General features: G+C 62.7%; 14 protein-coding genes. 10 read left to right on the top strand and 4 right to left on the bottom strand.

Translation table 11 applies throughout. From position 1 onward, the window contains the following. Window positions 1-197: 197 nt before the first annotated feature. The 3 genes from AXF13_RS09670 to AXF13_RS16100 all read left to right on the top strand — a co-directional run bounded on the left by AXF13_RS09670 (window position 198) and on the right by AXF13_RS16100 (window position 3,872). Window positions 198-875, top strand: coding sequence for a GntR family transcriptional regulator (locus AXF13_RS09670; protein WP_062252932.1), 678 nt, complete (start codon window positions 198-200; stop codon window positions 873-875). 271 nt (window positions 876-1,146) lie between these two features. Further along, complete coding sequence (gene ilvA, locus AXF13_RS09665) at window positions 1,147-2,685, top strand: threonine ammonia-lyase, biosynthetic (RefSeq protein ID WP_062252929.1); 1,539 nt, start codon at window positions 1,147-1,149, stop codon at window positions 2,683-2,685. A 731-nt stretch (window positions 2,686-3,416) separates the two neighbouring features. Next, complete coding sequence (locus AXF13_RS16100) at window positions 3,417-3,872, top strand: ATPase (protein WP_083522061.1); 456 nt, start codon at window positions 3,417-3,419, stop codon at window positions 3,870-3,872. Between the two features lie 42 nt (window positions 3,873-3,914). Here the strand turns inward: AXF13_RS16100 and AXF13_RS09655 are convergent, their stop codons facing one another. From AXF13_RS09655 to AXF13_RS09645, 3 genes are all read right to left on the bottom strand, one after another. After that, a complete protein-coding gene (locus AXF13_RS09655) occupies window positions 3,915-4,415 on the bottom strand; it encodes a hypothetical protein (RefSeq protein ID WP_062252927.1) in 501 nt (166 codons plus the stop codon). 113 nt (window positions 4,416-4,528) lie between these two features. Next, a complete protein-coding gene (locus AXF13_RS09650; protein WP_062252925.1) occupies window positions 4,529-5,899 on the bottom strand; it encodes a hypothetical protein in 1,371 nt (456 codons plus the stop codon). 2 nt (window positions 5,900-5,901) lie between these two features. Then, on the bottom strand, window positions 5,902-6,900 hold the full coding sequence (locus AXF13_RS09645; RefSeq protein WP_223299901.1) for a spidroin-2: 999 nt from the start codon (window positions 6,898-6,900) through the stop codon (window positions 5,902-5,904). Between the two features lie 84 nt (window positions 6,901-6,984). Here AXF13_RS09645 and AXF13_RS09640 point away from each other — a divergent pair, with 84 nt between their 5' ends. The 3 genes from AXF13_RS09640 (at window position 6,985) to AXF13_RS09630 (ending at window position 10,654) form a co-directional block, all read left to right on the top strand. After that, window positions 6,985-7,566 carry a manganese efflux pump MntP gene (locus tag AXF13_RS09640; RefSeq protein WP_062252923.1) on the top strand — a complete coding sequence of 194 codons (582 nt, stop codon included), beginning with the start codon at window positions 6,985-6,987 and terminating at the stop codon, window positions 7,564-7,566. 39 nt (window positions 7,567-7,605) lie between these two features. Further along, window positions 7,606-8,016 carry an OsmC family protein gene (locus tag AXF13_RS09635; protein WP_062252921.1) on the top strand — a complete coding sequence of 137 codons (411 nt, stop codon included), beginning with the start codon at window positions 7,606-7,608 and terminating at the stop codon, window positions 8,014-8,016. A 166-nt stretch (window positions 8,017-8,182) separates the two neighbouring features. Next, on the top strand, window positions 8,183-10,654 hold the full coding sequence (locus tag AXF13_RS09630; protein ID WP_062252919.1) for an ATP-binding protein: 2,472 nt from the start codon (window positions 8,183-8,185) through the stop codon (window positions 10,652-10,654). 25 nt (window positions 10,655-10,679) lie between these two features. Here AXF13_RS09630 and AXF13_RS09625 read toward each other — a convergent pair whose 3' ends face one another. Continuing rightward, window positions 10,680-11,036, bottom strand: a complete 357-nt coding sequence (locus AXF13_RS09625; protein ID WP_062252917.1) for a helix-turn-helix domain-containing protein — start codon at window positions 11,034-11,036, stop codon at window positions 10,680-10,682. A gap of 173 nt (window positions 11,037-11,209) precedes the next feature. On the opposite strand from AXF13_RS09625, the gene AXF13_RS09620 reads away from it, so the two are divergent. The 4 genes from AXF13_RS09620 to AXF13_RS09605 all read left to right on the top strand — a co-directional run bounded on the left by AXF13_RS09620 (window position 11,210) and on the right by AXF13_RS09605 (window position 19,698). Continuing rightward, a complete protein-coding gene (locus tag AXF13_RS09620) occupies window positions 11,210-12,274 on the top strand; it encodes an HD-GYP domain-containing protein (protein ID WP_223299899.1) in 1,065 nt (354 codons plus the stop codon). 1,046 nt (window positions 12,275-13,320) lie between these two features. After that, complete coding sequence (locus tag AXF13_RS09615) at window positions 13,321-14,724, top strand: TolC family outer membrane protein (RefSeq protein ID WP_062252912.1); 1,404 nt, start codon at window positions 13,321-13,323, stop codon at window positions 14,722-14,724. A 284-nt stretch (window positions 14,725-15,008) separates the two neighbouring features. Continuing rightward, window positions 15,009-17,612, top strand: a complete 2,604-nt coding sequence (locus tag AXF13_RS09610) for a type I secretion system permease/ATPase (RefSeq protein WP_062254822.1) — start codon at window positions 15,009-15,011, stop codon at window positions 17,610-17,612. Window position 17,613: 1 nt separating this feature from the next. Further along, window positions 17,614-19,698, top strand: a complete 2,085-nt coding sequence (locus tag AXF13_RS09605) for an HlyD family type I secretion periplasmic adaptor subunit (RefSeq protein ID WP_150116148.1) — start codon at window positions 17,614-17,616, stop codon at window positions 19,696-19,698. Window positions 19,699-19,708: the final 10 nt, after the last annotated feature.

Genomic DNA, 19,708 nt, shown 5'->3' with positions numbered 1-19,708 from the left:
CAACCTCCAGAAAGCGCGAGTTGAAGATTACGAGGTAGTCAATTCCGGTCTCCTTTTTGTCTCCTCTTAAAATAAGGGGAGGGCGTTGAGGCAACCCTAGGTTAGTGTTTTGCGGGTGTCAATATTTTATGAAATATTTCATAAAATATTTCATAAAATAATATGGTCACATTGACCCCACCGCCCATGAAGTTTATATGGGCATCATGAAAAATAGGGCAGAACCCGAAGGCATTGCGACAAAATCTCTTGTTGCCTACAAGATGATCCGTGACATGATTCTGAGCGGCGCGGCTCTTCCGGGAACGCGGCTTATACTTGTGGAACTCGAGCGGAAGCTGGGAGTCGGGCGCGGGCCTATACGTGACGCGCTGCTTCTGCTGGGGCAGTCCGGTCTCGTGCAGATTGTCCCGTACAAGGGTGCTGTCGTTATGTTGCCGCCGTCCTATCGGGAAATGGAACTGATTTACACGCAACGCTGCCAGCTTGAGCTGGTTCTGGCTGCGGAGGCCATGGCACAGGCAACTCTTGAAGATGTGTCCGCCCTGGAGGAGATGGCGGACAAAATGACAGCTTCCGGCACGGAGGAGCAGTATTTCTTCCATATGGACAGAAATTTCCACCGCCGGCTTTATGAACTTTCACGTATGCCGCACCTGGTGTCTATCGTGGAACACCTCATGGATTTCGTACAGGCTTTCCTGACGTTACGCGCTTATTCCGCCGTGCACAGGGAGCTGTTCAACAAACAGCATGCCATGATCATTGATGCCTTACGCCGTAAAGATGAAACGGATCTGCTTTCCACACTCGAGAACAACATCATGGTCGGCCTGGACCTCGTGCGTGAGGAACTGGCCCGTTTTTCACACTAAATAAATGCCGGGTTGGGCTGAACGCTCTCTATATCTATAGAGGATCTTTGCCCTGGAGAAGTGTTCGGCGGACAACGGCCCGTGATTCGCCGCTTGATGAGCTGATCTGTTTTTTTAATAAAATTGTACGTGTTGCCCGCTGTTCTTGAGACTTGAGAAGCGCGCGCGCCGGGTGTACACAGCAAAGATTACGCGCACGATCCGGCGCGCCGCACTCCGGCGCGGGATTCCGGCCCTTCGGCGCGGCGCATCCCAAGTCAAGGATATATCCATGCACGATCACAGCGAGTATCTGAACCGCATCCTGTTGAGCCGCGTCTACGACGTGGCGGTGGAAACGCCCCTGGACGAGGCCGTGAGCCTGTCGCGGCGGCTGGGCAACAAAGTGCTGCTCAAACGCGAGGACTTGCAGCCGGTCTTTTCCTTCAAGCTGCGCGGCGCATACAACAAGATGGCCCGCCTTTCGCCCGAGGAACTGCGGCGCGGCGTCATCGCCGCCTCGGCGGGCAATCACGCCCAGGGCGTGGCCCTGTCCGCCCAGCGCCTGGGCTGCGAAGCCACCATCGTCATGCCCGTGACCACCCCGGCCATCAAGATTTCGGCCGTGCGGCGCCTGGGCGGGCAGGTAGTGCTTTCCGGCGAGTCCTTCAGCGACGCCTGGCGGCACACCCAGGATCTGATCGGCCAGAGCGGCGCGGTGTTCATTCCTCCCTTCGAGGACCCGGACGTGATCGCCGGGCAGGGCACCATCGGCATGGAAATTCTGCGCCAGCATCCGGGCGAGATCCACGCGGTCTTCGTGCCCATCGGCGGCGGCGGCATGGCCGCCGGAGTGGCCGCCTACATCAAGCACCTGCGCCCGGAAATCCGGGTCATCGGCGTGGAGCCCGTGGATTCCGACGCCATGCGCCGCTCGATCATGGCCGGGTATCCCGTGGAGCTCAGCGATGTGGGCCTGTTTGCCGACGGCGTGGCCGTGAAGCTGGTGGGCGAGGAGACCTTCGCTCTCTGCCGCGATCTGCTGGACGACATTATCACTGTGGATACCGACGCCATCTGCGGGGCCATCAAGGACATTTTTGAAGACACCCGCGTGGTGGCCGAGCCCGCCGGGGCCCTGTCCTTGGCCGGTCTGCGGGCCTATGCCGCCAACGGCGGGGTCAAGGACGCCACTTTGGTCGCCATCGTCAGCGGCGCGAACATGAATTTCGACCGCCTCGGCCATGTGGTGGACCGCTCTGAAATCGGCGCGGAACGCGAAGCTCTGCTGGCCGTGACCATTCCGGAACAGATGGGCAGCTTCCGGCGGCTCTGCACGGCCATCGGCAAGCGCAGCATCACCGAGCTGTGCACCCGTTTCGCGGACCCGGAAAGGGCGCGGGTGCTGGTGGGCATCAAGATTCAGGGCAAGGGCGACGTGGCCGAGGTGCTGGCCGATCTGCGCGAGCAGGGCTTTACGGTCATTGATCTCAGCGACAATGAGCTTGCCAAGCTGCACCTGCGGCATATGGTGGGCGGCAATGCCCCGCAGGTCGCCAATGAGCGCCTGCTGCGCTTCGCCTTCCCCGAGCGGCCCGGCGCTTTGCTGGACCTTATTGACGCCATGCGCGTGGAATTCAACATCACCCTGTTCCAGTACCGCTATCACGGGGCCGACTTCGGCCGGGTGCTGATGGGCTTTGACGTGCCCGATGAGCAGCGGGAGGCTTTTGAGGACTTTTTGGCGCGGGTGGAGCGCATGGGCTACCCGCATGTGGATGAGTCGGACAATCCGGCCTACAAGATGTTTTTGGGCTGGCACGACGCCTAAAGGGGGGCGTCGTTCCCGGCGATGATGTTGCCCTCCGGGCATTACGGTTTTCGCTTCGTTCTCGTTTGGGCCGCCTATCGCTGCTGTCTTCATCCGTAAGGCGGCCTTGCCGCCAACGGCTGAAGCCTCCCTCCGCGCCGCGCAATGCCATCCGCTGATGGTGGTTGAGAAGGAGATGTTCAGCCGTTGAACGTTGACACGCGGCGATTTCGGGGCGCAGCGAGCTACGCGAGCAAGACCCGTGGGACGCCGCGTCAATGCGCTACGGCGTACAGCAGAGGCAGGGGGTTGTAGGGGGCCTGGGGACAGCCGTCCCCGGCCCCCTGCCGCGCGCTTTAGCCGTAGGCGAGCTTGCGAGCCATACGGATAAAGACAGCAGCGATAGGCGGCCCAAACGCCGGGAGGCGTAAAACTTCCGTGCCCGGAGGGCAAAATAAAACAACAGACTGAGAACAGAATGCCCGTGTGTCCCAGGTCATCTTCTTGACCTGGATCAGAGAATATGATTGGTTGACGGTAGGTGCTTCACAACACCTTCTCACGACGGTTACCATCCCGACAGAATGGCTTTTTTTGCGCCCTCTTGGGGGCGGTGCAGGCTATCTCTTGCCGGGTGTTGCGGTTATGTCCAGGCCGAAAGGCTAAAGGCCGCAAGCCGCTCGTGGGCGGTTGTGAACACCCGGCATTGCCATTCACAGGCAAGGCCAACCGCAAAACCCACGAGGTGCCTTATGTCCCATCATTTCCCGAGCGCCGCTCCACAGCCCCAATCGTCAACGCCCCCCTCTCAAAGCCCTTCCGAACTGGCGGAACGGATCGAACAGTTCCGGAACGCCGCCCGTGCCTTGCTCGCCGTATATGAACCGGCGGGACAAGGCGGCTGCGCGCCTGCCGCGCGCCCGAGCCCGGACTCGCCCGGCGAAACCCGCTGCTATTATTTTTCACCGGGAGCGGTGCAGCATGAGCGCAAGCTGCTGGAACACTATCACGCGGAAGACTTTCGCGGCCTTCTGGCCCAAACCTATATGCTGCTGGCGGGCGTGGTCAAAATAATGAAAAGCACGCACCATGACGTGCGCGTGAAAGGAGACGCCATCGCCAGCCTGGGATGCCTTCTTGAGCAGACGTGCAGCCTGGTGCTGCGAATGCGGAACGTCTACGACAGGGTGGAAAGGGTACGCCCGTAATGTTTCAAACAGCCCACGGTCGTTTTCGGTCGCGGGCTGTCCCTATCTTCCCAGCAGGGCCTTGGCTTCGGGCGTCACGCCGCTGAGTCCGGCCACAACCTTGTCCGCGCCGATCCGCTCGGGGTCCTGGGAGATGATGATCAGAATCCGCTCCGGCGTGGTATTGACCATAGTGACGGCCTGTCCTTTGACGGTCTGGTTGCGGGGCACGCCGGTGAAGGTCCAGAACCGGCCTTCCTTGCGCGGCTCGGAGGCGTCGCCCTGCAATTCGGTCATCTTGCGGGCGAAGTCCTCGGCCGTGGCCTTGGGCGTGTTGGGCAGCAGATAGATGCTGATCTGGGCCAGAAAGCGCTCCTGCTCCTGGTCCTGTTTGCCCAGCACCAGCATGTATTCGTCCTGGCTGCCGCTGCTGAAGGCCGTGCGCTCCTGGCCGTCCCAGCCTTCCGGCAGGTCCGCGCTGAACTGGGCGAAAACGCGGTTTTCGGCCTGGGCCGCGCCCGCGCAGCAGAGCAGAAGGAAAAGTGTAAGAAGACAGCGCGCCATATGGTCCCTCCGTGGCAGCAATGGGGAAAAAACGGGGCAGGCCCTGGACTTCAGGATAAACGCTGAGAGGCCGGGGGGCAAGTCCGGCGGTTAGAGGCTGTCGTCACGAGCGCCTATTCGGCCCACTGGGCGATGGCCGCGAAAATGAGGCGGTCCACCTGGTTTTTGTGGGCGTCCAGGCGGCCTTCCTTGCGTTCCTTGGCCAGGGCCAGGTGCACGGCCAGCAGATTGTCCCTGGCTTCCTGCCGGACCTCGTTCTCCCTGCCGAGACTCAGGCGGCAGACCCAGTCCAGGCTGGGGCTGCGCCCGGCCAGCGCCGTAACGTCCTCAAACAGGATCACTTGCCAGAAGGTTTCCCAGTTGATGAACATTTGCCGCAGAAATGCCCGCTGGCGGTCCTGGTCCAGGGGGCTCCAGCGGGCCAGGCAATGGGCCGCGAGCGCCTTGCGCAACGGCGGGTCCTCCGGGTCGGCGTGTTTGAGCAGCCAGGCCCGCAGGGGGCCGGGGGCTTCCAGGCGCGCGGCATAGAGCATGGCCGTGGCGCTGACGCCGGGATCCGGATCCGCGAAAAGGGGCAACAGGGACCGGGCCAGTTTGCGGCCGCTTACCGGCGCGGACGGCGGCAGGGAGGCCCGGTGCAGGGTGCGCGCGCCGCGCCATTTGGCGTCGGCCGCCATTTTGAGCTCCGGCGTGCCGTCGCGGGCCAGGCCGCGCAGGAGGCTGAGCGTCGGGCTGTCCTCGGAGCGGTAGAGGGAATTTTCCAAGGTGAGCAGGCGGGCCAGATCGCGCGGGTCGTCCGGGAAGGCGCGCACAAACTCCCATGCAGCGTCCGGAACGGCGGCCTCGCCGTTCCAGCCCACAACGGCGGCCAGCTTGAGCAGGCGGATGTCCGGCCCATCGTCGGGCCGCAGGCTGTCCAGCGCGGCCCGACCTTTTTCGGGCCAGGCCATGTTTCTTGCCAGCAGCAGCGCGCCCACGCTGACAATCGGGTCAGGAGAGCGGGCCAGTTCCAGAAAATCCCGGCAGGGCCAGGCGTTGACGGCCGCATAGATGCTGTCCGCAGCCCGGATGTGCCGCACGGGGTCCACGGCGCGCAGGCGTTGGCGAGCGGCCTGGCGCAGGGCGCGGTTGTCGGCCTGGGCCAGGCCCAGCAGCCAGTCCAGGGGGGCGTCGCCGGTCAGGCGCAGAACGGCGGCAAAGGTCGCCGGGTCTGTGGGAAAGGCGGCGATAACGGCCCGCTGGGCCTCGCTGTCGTCCGGTCGGCTTCGGGCCGGGGCCAGAACGGCCAGCAGCCGGGCCGCCGCCGTCATTTCCGCCAGGGCCGCGTCGGCCCCCACATTGCGTTCTCCCACGGCTGCCGCGCCCCGTGCCGCCGGAAGGCCGATCAGGCAGCAGAACAGCCCCCAGAGAATTCCGCAGGCCAGGCAGAGAATCGGGGCGCGGCACAGGCCGCGCCTTCCTCGCTGTTCCGGAAAGCGGGACATTGCTATCCGTGGCCCGCCAGCCGCAGGATATGGGGCAGGCTTTCCTTGAGCGCCAGCAGAATGAGCCCCAGGCCGATGAGCCAGGCCCGGCGCAGCGGTCTGGGCATGGCCAGCAGCGCGCCCCAGCAGGCGATGGCCGCCGTGAGCGGAATCAGGGCGTAGATCTGGGGCATAAGCCGGTCCGGCACCGCGCCGCGCAGCAGGTAGCCCAGGGCCAGGCCCCAGCGGTCCAGGCAGAAGGGGATATAGCCGATTGTGGCCCAGAGGGCGCACCAGCGCGCGGCCCGCTCAAGTTCTTCCTCGCCGAAACCGGCGGCGGCCGCGTCCCGCCGCGCGCGCAGCAGAAAGAGCAGGGCCAGGGCCCCGGCCGGGGCAAAGGCTATGAAATAGTTGTGCAGGGCGTCGGCAAGGATAACGGATGCCGCCTGGCCGAGATCCATGCCCGACGGCAGGGCGGCAAAGGGCCAGTAACGGCTGATCCAGGTGGCGAAGAAACACAGGGTGGCCAGCCCGCAGAGCCACAGGCGGCCCTTGACGTCGCCCGCCGTGTAGCGGTCCTCTTCCGGCCTGCTGCGGACCGGGGGCAGGGGCGCGCGGGCGCAGGCGCGGCTGAGCAGCCCGGCCCAGAGCATGCCGGTCAGCCAGAGCAGCAGCGTGAGGCTGTAGGGCAGCATGACTGGAGTCCAGGGCGAGAGCGCGCCCGGCGTGTAGCCCGTGTCGCGCAGGGTGTACAGCAGGCTGAGCAGGCCGCCGAGCATGACCGGCAGGCCCAGCCAGGACAGGCCGAAACCCAGGCGGCCCAGCAGGCCCGCGCCGTAAGCGCAGAAGCGGGCCCGGCCGCGCCGTCCGATCAGCAACGTCAGCGCCGTAATCAGAGGCAGGGCCGCCGCGGCGTTCACGCCGATGAGCAGCAGGCCGCTGCACCATTGCCAGATGATGAGCCAGGATGGGAGAATGTGCATGGGCGTTTTGTACCCCGTGACGGGGCGGTCCGCAAGCACGGGCTTGCTCCCGGACGAGGCTTTATCTATACTCCTCTCCCCGTATTTGTATGGATGCGCCGCGACGCGCCGTGGGGATGACGCATGCCTTTGTACACTGTTTTTCTGCTGGCCGTGGCCCTGTCCATGGATGCTTTTGCCGTGGCCGTGGCCACGGGCTGCGCCGTGCGCGCGCCGCGCCTCAGTCATTACGCCCGGCTGGCCGCCTGTTTCGGCGTATTTCAGTTTCTGATGCCCGTGCTGGGCTGGGCCCTGGGCCTGTCCGTACGCGACTATATGGAGGCCTGGGACCACTGGATCGCATTCGGCCTGTTGGCCTGGGTGGGCGGCAATATGCTCCGTTCCGGCCTGGCGGCGCTGAAACAGCGGGAAACCTCCTGCCCCGCCACGGACCCTACCGCCGGGCGCAATCTGCTGATTCTGGGCGTTGCCACCAGCATCGACGCCCTGGCCGTGGGCCTGTCCTTCGCCCTGCTGCAAACGCCCATCTGGGGGCCCGCGGCGCTCATCGGCGTGGTATGTGCCCTGATCACGGCCTGCGGCGTCTATCTGGGCAAAACCCTGGCCCGGCTCTGCGCCCTGAACGGCTGGGCCGAACTGCTCGGCGGTTTGACCCTGCTGGCCGTGGCCTGCAATATTTTACGTGAACATCACGTCTTTGACTGAACGATCCTACGCTGACCTGCAACCATAAGGAGAACGCATATGGCTACCATCAGCGCCACGTATCTGGGAGATCTGCGTGTGGAATGCACGCATGATCAAAGCGGCACGAAAATCATCACCGACGCTCCGGTGGACAATCACGGCAAGGGCGAGGCCTTTTCGCCCACGGACCTCTGCGCCACGGCGCTGGGCACCTGCGCCATGACCATCATCGGCCTGTACTGCCAGAATCACGGCGTGGACGTGACCGGCGCGAAAATGGAAATCACCAAGACCATGGTTACGGAACCGCGCCGCATCGGCAGGGTGGAAGTGGTTTTCATCATGCCTGACCGGCCCTACAGCCAGAAGGAAAAAACCGTTATAGAACGCGCCGCGCAAACCTGCCCCGTGCATCTGAGCCTGCATCCGGACGTGGATCAGATCTTCAGTTTTATCTGGCGGCAGTAGGCGGGATTTTCTTTGATTTTCCCACGGCGACCCGGCCTCCGGATGAGGCCGGGTCGCGCGCCCGGAGTGAAAAGCGGGCCTTCCCCGTGGCGATTGTCGGATAAGAATGCCGTTAACCCGCCGCAGGCAATGTGGTTCATGCCCGTTTACGAGAAGGCTGGTGACTATGACGTCTTTGCGCGGCGCGCATTCCGGCACGGAGGAACTGCTCCGCCTTTTTCCCTGTCCTCTGGTAATTCTGGACATGGAACAGCGCGTGCTTTTCGCCGGTCCGGAACTGCCGCCGCCTTTCAGCGCGGACCGTTTTCCCGTGGGCGGCTTCTTCGGCGCGGCTCTGAACGGCCCGCAGCGGAAGAGTTTCCAGGCCGCCTGGGAAACGGCCCTGACAGGAAGGGCGGCTGAAACCCTGCTGGCGATGGGCGGCGGCGCGAAAGAGCGCTTCTTTTTTCTGCGCCTGGTCATGCGCCGCATGGCCGGAGAGCTCTGCTGCTGGCTGATGCTGCACGATGTCACTTCCTTCCGCGCCCATGCCTCCGAATCCCTCAGCGAGCGCCTCAGGCAGTGCCTGGATGCCGCTCCCATAGCCTACAGCCTCTGGGACGCCCACATGCGCGTCGTGGACTGCAATGAGGCGGCCGTCCGTTTATTCGGCCTGCCGGACAAACAAAATTTTCTGAAACGCTTTTTTGAGCTTTCGCCGGAGCGCCAGTGTGACGGAAGTCCTTCCGAGGCGACGATTTTGCAGAAACTGCGGCAGGCTTTCATGGAGGGACATGCCAAATTCCCGTGGACCCACTGCACCATCACGGGCGATCCCATGCCCGTGGAAGTCTCGCTGGAGCGGCTGGAAATCCGGGGCGAGTGCTATGTTGCCGGTTATGTCTATGAACTGCGCGAAATCCGGCGGCTGGAAGAGGCCCTGCGCAAACGCAACGAGGACCTGCGGCACAGCAACAGCCTGTTGCGGGTGGTCAACAAGGCCGCCGAGATGCTGCTGGTGGGCGAGGGCAACGGGGACATCGGCGGAACGGCCTACCGGATGCTGGCGGCTCTGGGCACGGCGGCCAGGGTGGACAGGGCCTATGTCTGGGCCAACCGGGTCGGCGAGGACGGGCGCCTCTACTGCGACAAGCTCCATGAATGGTCCGGCGGCGCGGGGCCCCGGCAGCAAGAGGAACTGCTCAAAAACGTCTCCTATGACGACGTGTTGCCCACCTGGCAGCGCGCTTTCAGCGAAGGCCGCGCCGTAACGGGCCTGGTGCGCCGGATGTCCCCGAAAGAGCGGGAAATCCTGGAACCGCAGGGCGTTCTTTCCCTGCTGGTGACGCCCATTTTGCTGGACGGCGGCGTCTGGGGCTTTATCGGCTTTGACGACTGCCATTGGGAACGGCAGTGGAACGGCGCGGAAGAGGAAGCCCTGCGCGCGTCGGGCATTCTGCTGGGCGCGAGCATCCGGCGGCGCGAGCTCAACCGGGCGTTGCGCCTGGCCAAGGATGAGGCGGAAGCGGGCACCAGAGCCAAAAGCGATTTCCTGGCCCGCATGAGCCATGAAATCCGCACGCCCATGAACGCCGTTCTGGGCATGTGCCATCTGCTGCTGAACACCGGTCTGTCGGAGCAGCAGCGCGACTATCTGGGCAAAACCCGGCAGGCGGCCCACAATCTGTTGGACGTCATCAACGATATTCTGGATTTTTCCAAAATTGAATCCGGCAAATTCGATGTTGAAACGGCGCCTTTTTCGCTTGCGGACATGCTGGACGGCATCCGGGACGTGGGCGGCGTGCGCGCTGCGGAAAAAGGCATTCGCCTGTCGGTCGCGGCGTCGCCGGATATGCCCGGAGAACTGGTGGGCGATGCGCTGCGGGTGAGCCAGGTGCTGATCAACCTGGTCAGCAATGCCGTGAAGTTCACGGAGCGGGGAGAAGTGGCGGTATCGGTATCTCCGCGACACCGCCGGGAAGACAGCCTGCTGGCGCTGTTTGAGGTGCGCGATACGGGCATCGGCATGAGCCGGGAGGAAGTGGCGCGTATTTTCCGACCCTTTACGCAGACCGATACCTCCATCACCAGGCGCTACGGCGGCACGGGCCTGGGCCTGGTGATCTGCAAGGAACTGGTGGAAATGATGGGCGGCAAGATCAGCGTGAGCAGCGAACCGGGCCGTGGCAGCATTTTTTGTTTTGAGCTGCCCTTTAAACTGCCTGACGCCGCTATTCCGGCTGCGGTCTGGCCGGACGGGGAGACCGCGCCCGCCGTCCAGCTGGCGGGCCGCCGCGTGTTGGTGGTAGAAGATAATGAAATCAATCAGGAAGTGGCCACGGCCATTCTGGCCGAGGCGGGCCTGGAGGTGGGCATTGCCGCCAACGGCGCGGACGCCGTGCGGGAGGCCGCCGCGAACCGCTATGACCTGATTCTCATGGACGTTCAGATGCCGCTGATGGACGGCCTGGAGGCCACCCGACGCATCCGCGCCCTGCCGGGCGTGCCTGCTGATCTGCCGATCATCGCCATGACGGCCCACGCCATGCGCGGGGACTGGGAAAAAAGTCTGGCCGCCGGTATGAACGACCATCTGACCAAGCCCATTGATCCACTCCGCCTGTTCACGGCACTGGAACGCTGGCTTAAGGCGTGAACCGTCTTCCGGAGCCGTCCGCCCCTCATCCCGACTTTCTGGCCTCCCGCAGCAGGGCTGCCAGATCGCCCGTCATTCGTACGAGGTATTCCTTTTCGCGGGTGTTGAGACCGGCCAGGGCGTCTTCGAGCGCGCGCGTCAGGGCATGGTCGTCCGCGCCCGACGCGCGGAAAAGATCCGCCACGGAGCAGCGCAGGGTGGCGGCCACATCCGGCAGCCGCTCCAGTTTGGGGGCGATGTCGCCACGCTCCATACGCGAAAGCGACTGCTGGCCCACGCCGATTTTTTCCGCCAGACATTCCTGAGTCAGTCCCAGCTTTTTGCGCCGTTCCTGAATGTTGGTTCCGACCAGTTTGGCTAATTTTCGAGTCGCCTGGGACACCTGAACCTCCTGCGTATCCTTTTTACGCATACTTTCAGTTGGAGGCGCGAAAAAAAATGCACTAAAACACGTATTGACTATATCTAAAAACTGTATTAGCCAAAAAGACGGCACAAAAGGCGTATTGTCGGCGTGGCGGCTTCTTCGCCCGTCCGGCTCCGACAGCAGCCTCCGTGCCGAGCCGGGAGGCCGTCAGGCCGCCCGCGCTTGGCGGTGAACAATCAACAACTGTTGTCATTGTGCTGAAAAAGAGCTTTCCCGCGCAGGATTTCCGCCTGCCTCCCGTACCGGGCTATGACAAGATTCCCCCCAGGCTTCCGCTGGAGAAGGTCTATTTTGCGGCCTCACGGGTTTTCAACGCCCTGCGCGCCTTTTGCGGCGACATGCTGCGGGAATTCAACACGGCGCGGCAGCCGCCTCTGGAGCGGGCCCGCGCCCTGCTTGACGAGACTGCCGCTGTTTTGAGCCTGAATTACAATGCCCTGCTCGGGGTCATGATGGGCGACCTTGACGGGGAATACAGGCCCGCCCACTGCGCGCGCACCTCCATTCTTGCTCTTCTGGCCGGGCTCCAGCTCGGTCTGTCGCCGGAACGGGCGCGGAATCTCGGCCTGTCCGCCATGTTCTGCGATGTGGGCATGGCCCTGCTCCCGGATATTCCCGGCTGCCCGCATCCTTTGACCCTCCCGGCGGAAGGCGGCGTCGACGCCTTGCGGCAGCACCCGGTGCTGGGTCTCGGCTGCATGGCCCACAACGTCCGGTGCCGGGAAATATTGCGGGGCATTGCGGAGCACCATGAACGTGTTGACGGCACGGGCTATCCCGTGGGCCTGCGCGGGGAGCGGATCAGCCTGGCGGGGAAAATCCTCGCCGTGGCGGACAGCTACGACGCCCTGATCTGTGTTCATCCGCACAGTGCGCCCTTGCCGCCGCATCTGGCTCTGGCGCGTCTGCGCGACCTGGGCGGCGCCGCTTTTGACCGGGACGTGCTGGAGCATGTTATCCGCTGCCTGGGCGCGTACCCTGTGGGCAGCGTGGTGGAAACGGCCGACGGCCGACGCGCCGTGGTGGTCGGAAACAGCCCGGATACCCCCCTGCAGCCCGTGGTCAGGCCGTTGCGTTCTTTCTCTGAGAACGCCGCCGGGCCGGGTGCCTTTTGCGCCCAAAAGGCTGGGCGTATTACAACTGTTTTTTCCTTGAGCGGCCAATGGGGCGGACCTGGGGAATTTAATGCTTGAAGTGCTCGTTTCCGGCGAGCAAAACCCGCCCACTCGCATTTCGCGGCAAGGAGTTGCAGGCAAACCCTTGCCGAGTAGTTCACGCATGAAATGCGTCAACTGCTCTAAGCGATTTTGCGCATCGGCCCGCCGCTGTAAGTCCTTTGCCGTCCCCGCCCGGTCGGCTGCGTTTCGCCGCCAAAACGCGCGCAATCCACGTACGCCGCTATACGCCGGAGCGAGCGCGCCTTTTGCCGTAATTTTGGCCCATTCCCTCTGATAGCCGGGCAGGGATGTGATCGACCGTTGTCCATATGCTCTTTCAATAGATATCTGTGCACGCAATTATTATGAATAAGTGAATGATATATTGATTTATTTATGCAAAAAATATGAATAAATATATACACATGTCTCTGTATATAAAGTAATAGTATGGTACGCATCTACATTTTTACATACATAGTTGTCAATTAAAAAAATAAGTCACCATGCTATAAAATATATATTCATTTTTTTATGCCTGCAATTGCTTCGAACAGGCGATGATTTTTGATGATTTTTGAATGATTTTACTGGAATAAAGTTTTTTAATTATAAATTGATATAACTATATATATGATTATTTATAGTTGTCCGTTTTACTTTATAATTATAATTCTACTGTACGTCTTGATATTGGGGCAGAATATATTTTATTTTTATGCAGTATTTATTCAACGCGAAAGATTTATAATTTCCCCGGGATGTGGCGCCCGATTAAACTGTGAAGGGCGACGTTTGCATTCTTTCTAGAAAAAAAATTCTTTTGCCCTAAACCTTTTCTAGAGAAAAAATTTTTCTACTTGTGGACTTTTTTATTCCGCTTGTGCTAAAGCTAAATCCAACACTTGCCGTATAAGTGTTCAGGCCGCCATAAAGACAGTGGCGGCAGCATGGCATGCCGTTGCCGGTGCGGGATTGACGGACCCCGCCTGTTCCGGCGGTAATGTGGGCCATCGTGGCTGACATGCCATCAGCGGGAAAACGCCGCAACGGGGTGGTTTTCCCTTATTTTGGAGTGAACCGTGAAACTGTTATCCTTCTCCCTTTCTGTTTTGGCACTGCTGCTTCCCGCGGCAGTCGCGGCGGCGGAAGCCGCCTACCCCCCTCCGCCTCCCCCCGGTCAACCCATTACCGTCGAAGATACGGTGTACGGCGTTTTACGCACGCATCGCAGCCTGCGCGGCATGCTGGAAAACCGCCAGGTGCTGGAGCATGAGGTGGACCGGGCCAAAGCCGGTTTCGGTCCGCGCGTGGACGTCACCGGCCGGGCCGGCGGCAGCATTTTGAGCGATTCCACCACCAGAGGCCAAAATCTGGACGAACAGATGTGGGGCCTGGCCGGTGTCAGCGCGAAGCTTGTGCAGCCCATCTGGGACGGCTTCGCAACCCGTTCGCGAGTGCGCAGCGCGCAATCCACTTTGGATTCGGTCAAGGAGCGGGTGTTTGATACCGCCACCTCCCTTTCCCTGGACGGCATCATTGCCCATATTGACCTGCTGCGCCGCCGCACTATCTATGCTCTGTCCGAGAAAAACGTGGCCCAGCACAAGGCCATTCTGGGGCAGGCCGAGGACCGCGCCAATCTGGGCGCGGATACGGCGGCCGACGTGAGTCAGGCGCAGTCGCGCCTTTCCCGCGCCTTGTCGAGCCTTTCCGAAGCCAAGGCCTCCCTGCTGGTGGCCGAGGAAACCTATACCCGGCTGACCGGCATGCAGGCCTACGGCAAGCTTATGCCGGTGACCATGCCGCCCGAGATCTTCAAGGGCCCTGAACCGGTTTTTGATCTGGCCGAGAAGAACAACCCCAAGCTGGCGGCCTACATGCAGGACATCCGGGCCGCCCGGGGCGAACGGGAACTGGCGGATTCCGCCTTTTATCCCACTTTCAACCTGGAGGCCGGGCCGGACTATACAGACCGGGGCGGCTCCAGTGACCGCTGGATTTACAGCTTCGACGTGCTGGGCACCGTGCGTTGGAACATTTTCAACAGCGGGGCCGACCTGGCCGAACGGAAGGCCGCTTCGGCGCGCATCCGCCAGTCGCGGCAGGTGATGTACAATTACATTGACGACCTCAAACTGGATATCGAGAGCACCTGGACCAACTATCAGGCCGCCCAGGAGCAGTACAAGCACTACTCCAAGGCCATCGAATACAATAAATATACCCGTACCGCCTATCTGGAGCAGTTCCAGATCGGCAAGCGCAGCCTGCTGGACGTGCTGGACACGGAAAGCGAGCTGTACAATTCATCCACTCAGGCGGAAACTGCGCGCGGCAATATCCTGGTGGGCGCATACAGACTGTGCGCGCTCACCGGCAATCTGCTGCCGCAGATGTCCATAAACACCGGGCCGCTGGGGCAAAAACCTCCGGAGGACCGCGAGGATCCGCGCGAGGCATTCGCGCCCGGTTGGTTTAAGTAAGAGGGGATTCAGCCCGGTGCGCCAGCGCCGGGCTGAATCCGATTTTGGCCTTCCCGCGTACGCATATGGCGGCGTACGCCAGGGAGGGAGCTTGTGCTGCCTTCCCCCTTGGGATAGGTTCCAAGCGGTTGATTTGCCTCCGGCGTTCAGGCCGTCGGAGTTTATTGACGGAATCAGCATTGCCCCGCGCGGACGGAGTTCGCTTCCGGGCAGGGGCAATGGGGCGGCAACAACACCGCTCCGCAAAAGCCCGCGGGCTTTTGCCCCACAGCAACGGAAAAATCATGGATAAGCCCAGTACGACACACATCGGGCGGATATCTTCCGCCGTTCCCGGCAATCTTGAAGAACAGGCCCCCTCTGGAGCGACCCGATCCGATCCGGCGGCGCGGTCCGTCTCCGGTCAGGCCGCTTCTCCCGATACGCATGATGCGCATGGCGCGCCGCGTGAGGACGGGCAGCCCGCCGCGCCGCATGCCGCCACGCTCACGGGGTCCGTCGCCTCAGCCCTGAGGGCGCGTTCCGCCGTGGCGGGCATGGCCGCCCCAGCTTCCGGGGAGGAAGCCAAAGTCCCTCCGGCCGCAAGCGACAAGGCTGCCGCTTCCCACTCCGGCGAGACCGGCGCGCCGTCCGCCCCTGATGCCGCTGCCCCTGATGCTCCCGACGCCCGCGACGCGGCGCAGGCCCCGGCCAAGGGCAAGGCCATGGGGCCGTTGCGCCCCTCGGATGTGGATTTCATGCCCGGCCTGCTGCGCAGCCTGTCCGTGCTTTTGCGCCTGCGGGGCAAGGCGGTTTCGCCGCAATTTCTGATGGCCGGGCTCACCGGCAGCAGGGTGACGCCGCAGGCCTGCCTGCGAGCGGCGCGCAAGGCGGGGCTTTCGGGCCGCATTGCCTTCCGCCCCGTGCTGGAAGATATCCCCACCCTGGTGCTGCCCTGCATTCTTCTGCTTACCAAAGACCGCTCCTGCGTGCTCACGGCTTTGCGGGGGGACACGGCGGAAGTGATCTTTCCCGAAATCAGCGACAGCGCGCAAAGCGTGCCCCTGGCCGCCCTCAAGGAGGAATATTCCGGGTATGCCCTCTTTGCCGCCGTGCAGGCCGCGCCCGACGAGCGCGCGGAAAAGCTGACCCTGTCCAAGGGCAAGCGCTGGTTCTGGGACGTGTTGCGCTACTACGCGCCCATTTACCGCCATGTGGCCCTGGCAAGCGTGGTCATCAACCTCATCGCCGTGGCCAGCCCGCTCTTTGTCATGAACGTCTACGACCGCGTGGTGCCCAACAACGCCACGGAGACGCTCTGGGTGCTGGCCGTGGGCATTCTGATCATCTACCTGTTCAACTTCCTGCTCTCCTCCCTGCGCACCCATTTTGTGGACGTGGCCGGGCGCAACGCGGACATTGTGCTCTCCAGCAGCCTGGTGGACAAAGTGCTTTCCATGCGCCTGGACGCCAAACCGGAATCCACCGGGGCCATGGTCAACAACTTGCGTGAATTCGAGCAGTTGCGCGAATTTTTCAGCTCGTCCAGCTTGCTGGCCTGCATTGACCTGCCGTTTCTGGTGATCTTTCTGCTGCTGATCGGCTTTATCGGCGGCCCGCTGGTCTTCCTGCCCATCGCGGCCATTCCTATCCTGATAGGCGTGGGCCTGCTTCTGCAACACCGCTCCCGCCGGTGCGCCGAAGCCAGCTACAAGCAGAACATGCAGAAAAACGCCCTGCTGGTGGAAATTGTGGGCGGCCTGGAAACCCTCAAGTCCTGCATGGCGGAAAGCCGCATGCAGCGGCTCTGGGAGTCGGTGGTGGGCCTTTCGGCCAAATCCACCAGCGAGGCCCGCAAATACAATAACCTGGCCATCACGGCCTCCATGCTCATCACCCAGATCGTGACCGTGGCCATGATCGTCTGGGGCGTGTACCGGATCACCGACGGCCTGATGACCATGGGCGCGCTCATCGGCTGCAACATTCTGGTGGGCCGGACCATGGCCCCGTTGCTCCAGATGGCTTCGCTGCTCACCCGCATGCAGAATTCGCACGTGACCCTCAAGGCTCTGGACATGCTCATGGAGCTGCCGTCGGAAAACCAGGCCGAGCGGACCTGCATGGATTTCGGCATGCTGCGGCCTTCCTTCACCATGGAGAACGTCTCCTTCGCCTATCCCCGTTCCGAGCGGCTGGCTCTGGACCGCGTGTCCCTGCACATCGAGCCGGGCGAACGGGTGGGCATCATCGGGCCCATGGGCTCGGGCAAGAGCACGCTGTCCAAGCTGCTGATCGGCCTGTACCAGCCCAAGGAAGGGGCCGTGAAATTCGGGGATGTGGACATCCGCCAGATTCCCAGCTCGGACCTGCGGGGCAGGGTGGGCGTGCTGCCGCAGGACGTGGTGCTTTTTTACGGCAGCGTGCGGGACAATATCGCCTTGGGCGATCCTTCCATCAACGACCACCTGATTCTGCGCGCCGCGGCCCTGGCCGGGGTGACGGACTTTTTACGCAACAATCCCGCCGGCTTCGCGGCCCAGGTGGGCGAGCAGGGCAAGGCGCTTTCCGGCGGGCAGCGGCAGTCCGTGGCCCTGGCCCGTGCCCTGGTGCGCGATCCGGAAGTGCTGATTCTGGACGAGCCCACCAGCAATATGGACACGGATTCCGAACTGATGCTCCAGAAGCGCCTGCAAACCGTCATGGACGGGCGCACCGTGGTGCTGGTCACCCATCGCTTGTCCATGCTGCGCATTGTGGAACGCCTTATCGTTATGGAAAACGGCCAGATCAAGATGGACGGTCCGCGCGACATGGTGCTCCAGCGCCTGCGCGAGCGCTCCCGGCAAAGCATGAACGCCGCCGGCAACGGTGAACGGCCCGCGCGTACGCGACCGGTGGAGAACTGAGATGCAGCTGAGTTCCGGTAAAAAGAATGCTCCGGCGGCCGTGGAGGAAGAACGCCGTCCTCGGGCGGAAGCGGGCTCCGGCGGGGAAATGCCCGCCATGCCCGGCGCGGCCCACGCGGCTGACGCCGCTACGCCCTTTGCCGCCATGCTGGACGAACGCGCCGCGCGCGCCACGGATCTTGCCGCCTGGAAAGGGGAAAAATCCCCGGCTGCGGAGCCCGCCCCGACGGCATGGGCTCCGCAGCCGGGCGGTTCCGTGCCGGAACCACCGCTGGAAGTTCCTGAAGGCGGAATTCCGCAAAAATTGACGGATGTTATGCCGCTGATGCCCGGCGCGGCGGAGAAGAGTGCTTCATCCCCCCCGGCCCCGCAGGGCCCTGAGGCCGGAACCGGCCTTCCGCTCATGCCTGAACCCATGCTGCCGCCCGAGGATGAGCTTGCGGCCCTGGCTCTGGCCGGGGCCAAGGATACAACGGCAAAGGGCGGCGGCGCGCTGTCCTTTCTGCGCGCCCTGTTTGTGGGTAACGAGCATGAGCAAAGGCCGGACCATAGTCTGATCCAGTCCATCCGCGAGGCCATGCTTCACAAGGGCAAAAACGGCGAGACCGGCGGGGAGGGCGGAACTGATGCGCCCGCCGGGCCCGGAACGCCCGGGGCCGGTTCCGGTCCGAATGCGGACCCCAATGCCGGTTTGTTCGCGGCCATGGACGCGCCCCTGCACGGGCTTACCCCCGACGACATCCAGTTTGCCGGCGAAGTGGACGCCGCTCTGGCCCGGCGGCCGCGTTTCGGCGTGCGTGCCCTTTCGGTCACCGTGGCCGTGATGTTCGCCTGCCTGCTGGTCTGGGCGGCCTTTGCCAAGATCGACGAGGTGACCCATGCCGAGGGCCAGGTGGTGGGCTCGCAACGCACCCAGACCATCCAGAACCTGGAAGGCGGCATTCTGCGCGCCGTGCTGGTGCGCGAAGGGCAGATCGTGGACAAGGGCGACGTGCTGGCCCAGCTGGACAACGAACTGGCCGAATCCTCCTACCGCGACGCCGTGAACAAGGCCATGGAAAACAGCCTGGCTATTGCCCGCCTGGAAGCGGAACTCAAGAATCAGCGACCCGCCTTTCCCGAAAATCTTCAGGACTGGGCCGCCAAACTCATCGGCCACAAGGTGGACGAGAACACGTTGGCCCGCGCCCGGCAGATCATCCGCGACCAGGAAAACGCCTGGCAGTCGCGCCAGAACCAGCTCAATGCCGAAATCGAGGTGCTCAAGTCCCAGTATGAGCAGCGGCAGCACGATGTGGAAGAGCAAATCGCCCGCAAGACCCAGCTGGACCGCAGTCTGGCCCTGTCCATCGAGCAGCGCGACACGGCCTATGCCCTGGTGCAGCGCAACAACTTTTCGCGCATGGAATATCTGGGCCTGCAACAGAAAGTCGTGGAACTCCAGGGGCAGATCGACATGCTGGCGGCCAGCATTCCCAAGGCCCAGGCCGCTGCCGAGGAATCGAAGCAGCGCATCGCCTCGCGCAGGGCGGAGCAGAACGCGGCCATCACCGAGGAAATCAACAAGCGCCGCCTGGAGCTGAACTCCCTGCGCGAAACGCTGGCCGCGGGCAGCGACCGCGTGACCCGCACGGAACTGCGTACCCCGGTGCGCGGCACGGTGAAGCAGATTTACATCAATACCGTGGGCGGCGTGGTCAAGCCCGGCGAACCCATCATGGACATTGTGCCTCTGGACGACACCCTGCTGGTGGAAGCCAAGGTCAGTCCCAAGGACGTGGCCTTTCTGCGGCCCGGCCAGGAGGTGATGGTCAAGGTTTCGGCCTATGATTTTTCCATTTACGGCGGCCTGGAGGGCAAGCTGGAGTCTATCAGCGCCGACACCATCGAGGACAAGAAGGGCAACTATCATTACCTGGTCAAGGTGCGCACGCAAAAGACGGCCATCACCTACCACAATGAAGTGCTGCCCATTATTCCCGGCATGATCGTGACCGCGGACATTCTGATCGGAAAGAAGACGGTGCTCGACTATTTGCTCAAGCCCATTCTGAAAGCCAAGCAGAACGCCCTGCGAGAGCGTTGAGTCGTTACGT

It is taken from the genome of Desulfovibrio fairfieldensis (assembly GCF_001553605.1).
Taxonomy (GTDB): Bacteria; Desulfobacterota; Desulfovibrionia; order Desulfovibrionales; family Desulfovibrionaceae; genus Desulfovibrio; species Desulfovibrio fairfieldensis.
The sequence above is the reverse complement of the archived record's forward strand: the minus strand, read 5'-3'. Positions and strand labels throughout refer to the sequence as shown.

Bases quoted from the DNA above. Each gene is read 5' to 3' on its own strand.
- AXF13_RS09670 (WP_062252932.1), top strand. From the start codon at position 198: ATGGGCATCATGAAAAATAGGGCAGAACCCGAAGGCATTGCGACAAAA.
- ilvA (WP_062252929.1), top strand. From the start codon at position 1,147: ATGCACGATCACAGCGAGTATCTGAACCGCATCCTGTTGAGCCGCGTC.
- AXF13_RS16100 (WP_083522061.1), top strand. From the start codon at position 3,417: ATGTCCCATCATTTCCCGAGCGCCGCTCCACAGCCCCAATCGTCAACG.
- AXF13_RS09655 (WP_062252927.1), bottom strand. From the start codon at position 4,415: ATGGCGCGCTGTCTTCTTACACTTTTCCTTCTGCTCTGCTGCGCGGGC.
- AXF13_RS09650 (WP_062252925.1), bottom strand. From the start codon at position 5,899: ATGTCCCGCTTTCCGGAACAGCGAGGAAGGCGCGGCCTGTGCCGCGCC.
- AXF13_RS09640 (WP_062252923.1), top strand. From the start codon at position 6,985: ATGCCTTTGTACACTGTTTTTCTGCTGGCCGTGGCCCTGTCCATGGAT.
- AXF13_RS09635 (WP_062252921.1), top strand. From the start codon at position 7,606: ATGGCTACCATCAGCGCCACGTATCTGGGAGATCTGCGTGTGGAATGC.
- AXF13_RS09630 (WP_062252919.1), top strand. From the start codon at position 8,183: ATGACGTCTTTGCGCGGCGCGCATTCCGGCACGGAGGAACTGCTCCGC.
- AXF13_RS09610 (WP_062254822.1), top strand. From the start codon at position 15,009: ATGGATAAGCCCAGTACGACACACATCGGGCGGATATCTTCCGCCGTT.
- AXF13_RS09605 (WP_150116148.1), top strand. From the start codon at position 17,614: ATGCAGCTGAGTTCCGGTAAAAAGAATGCTCCGGCGGCCGTGGAGGAA.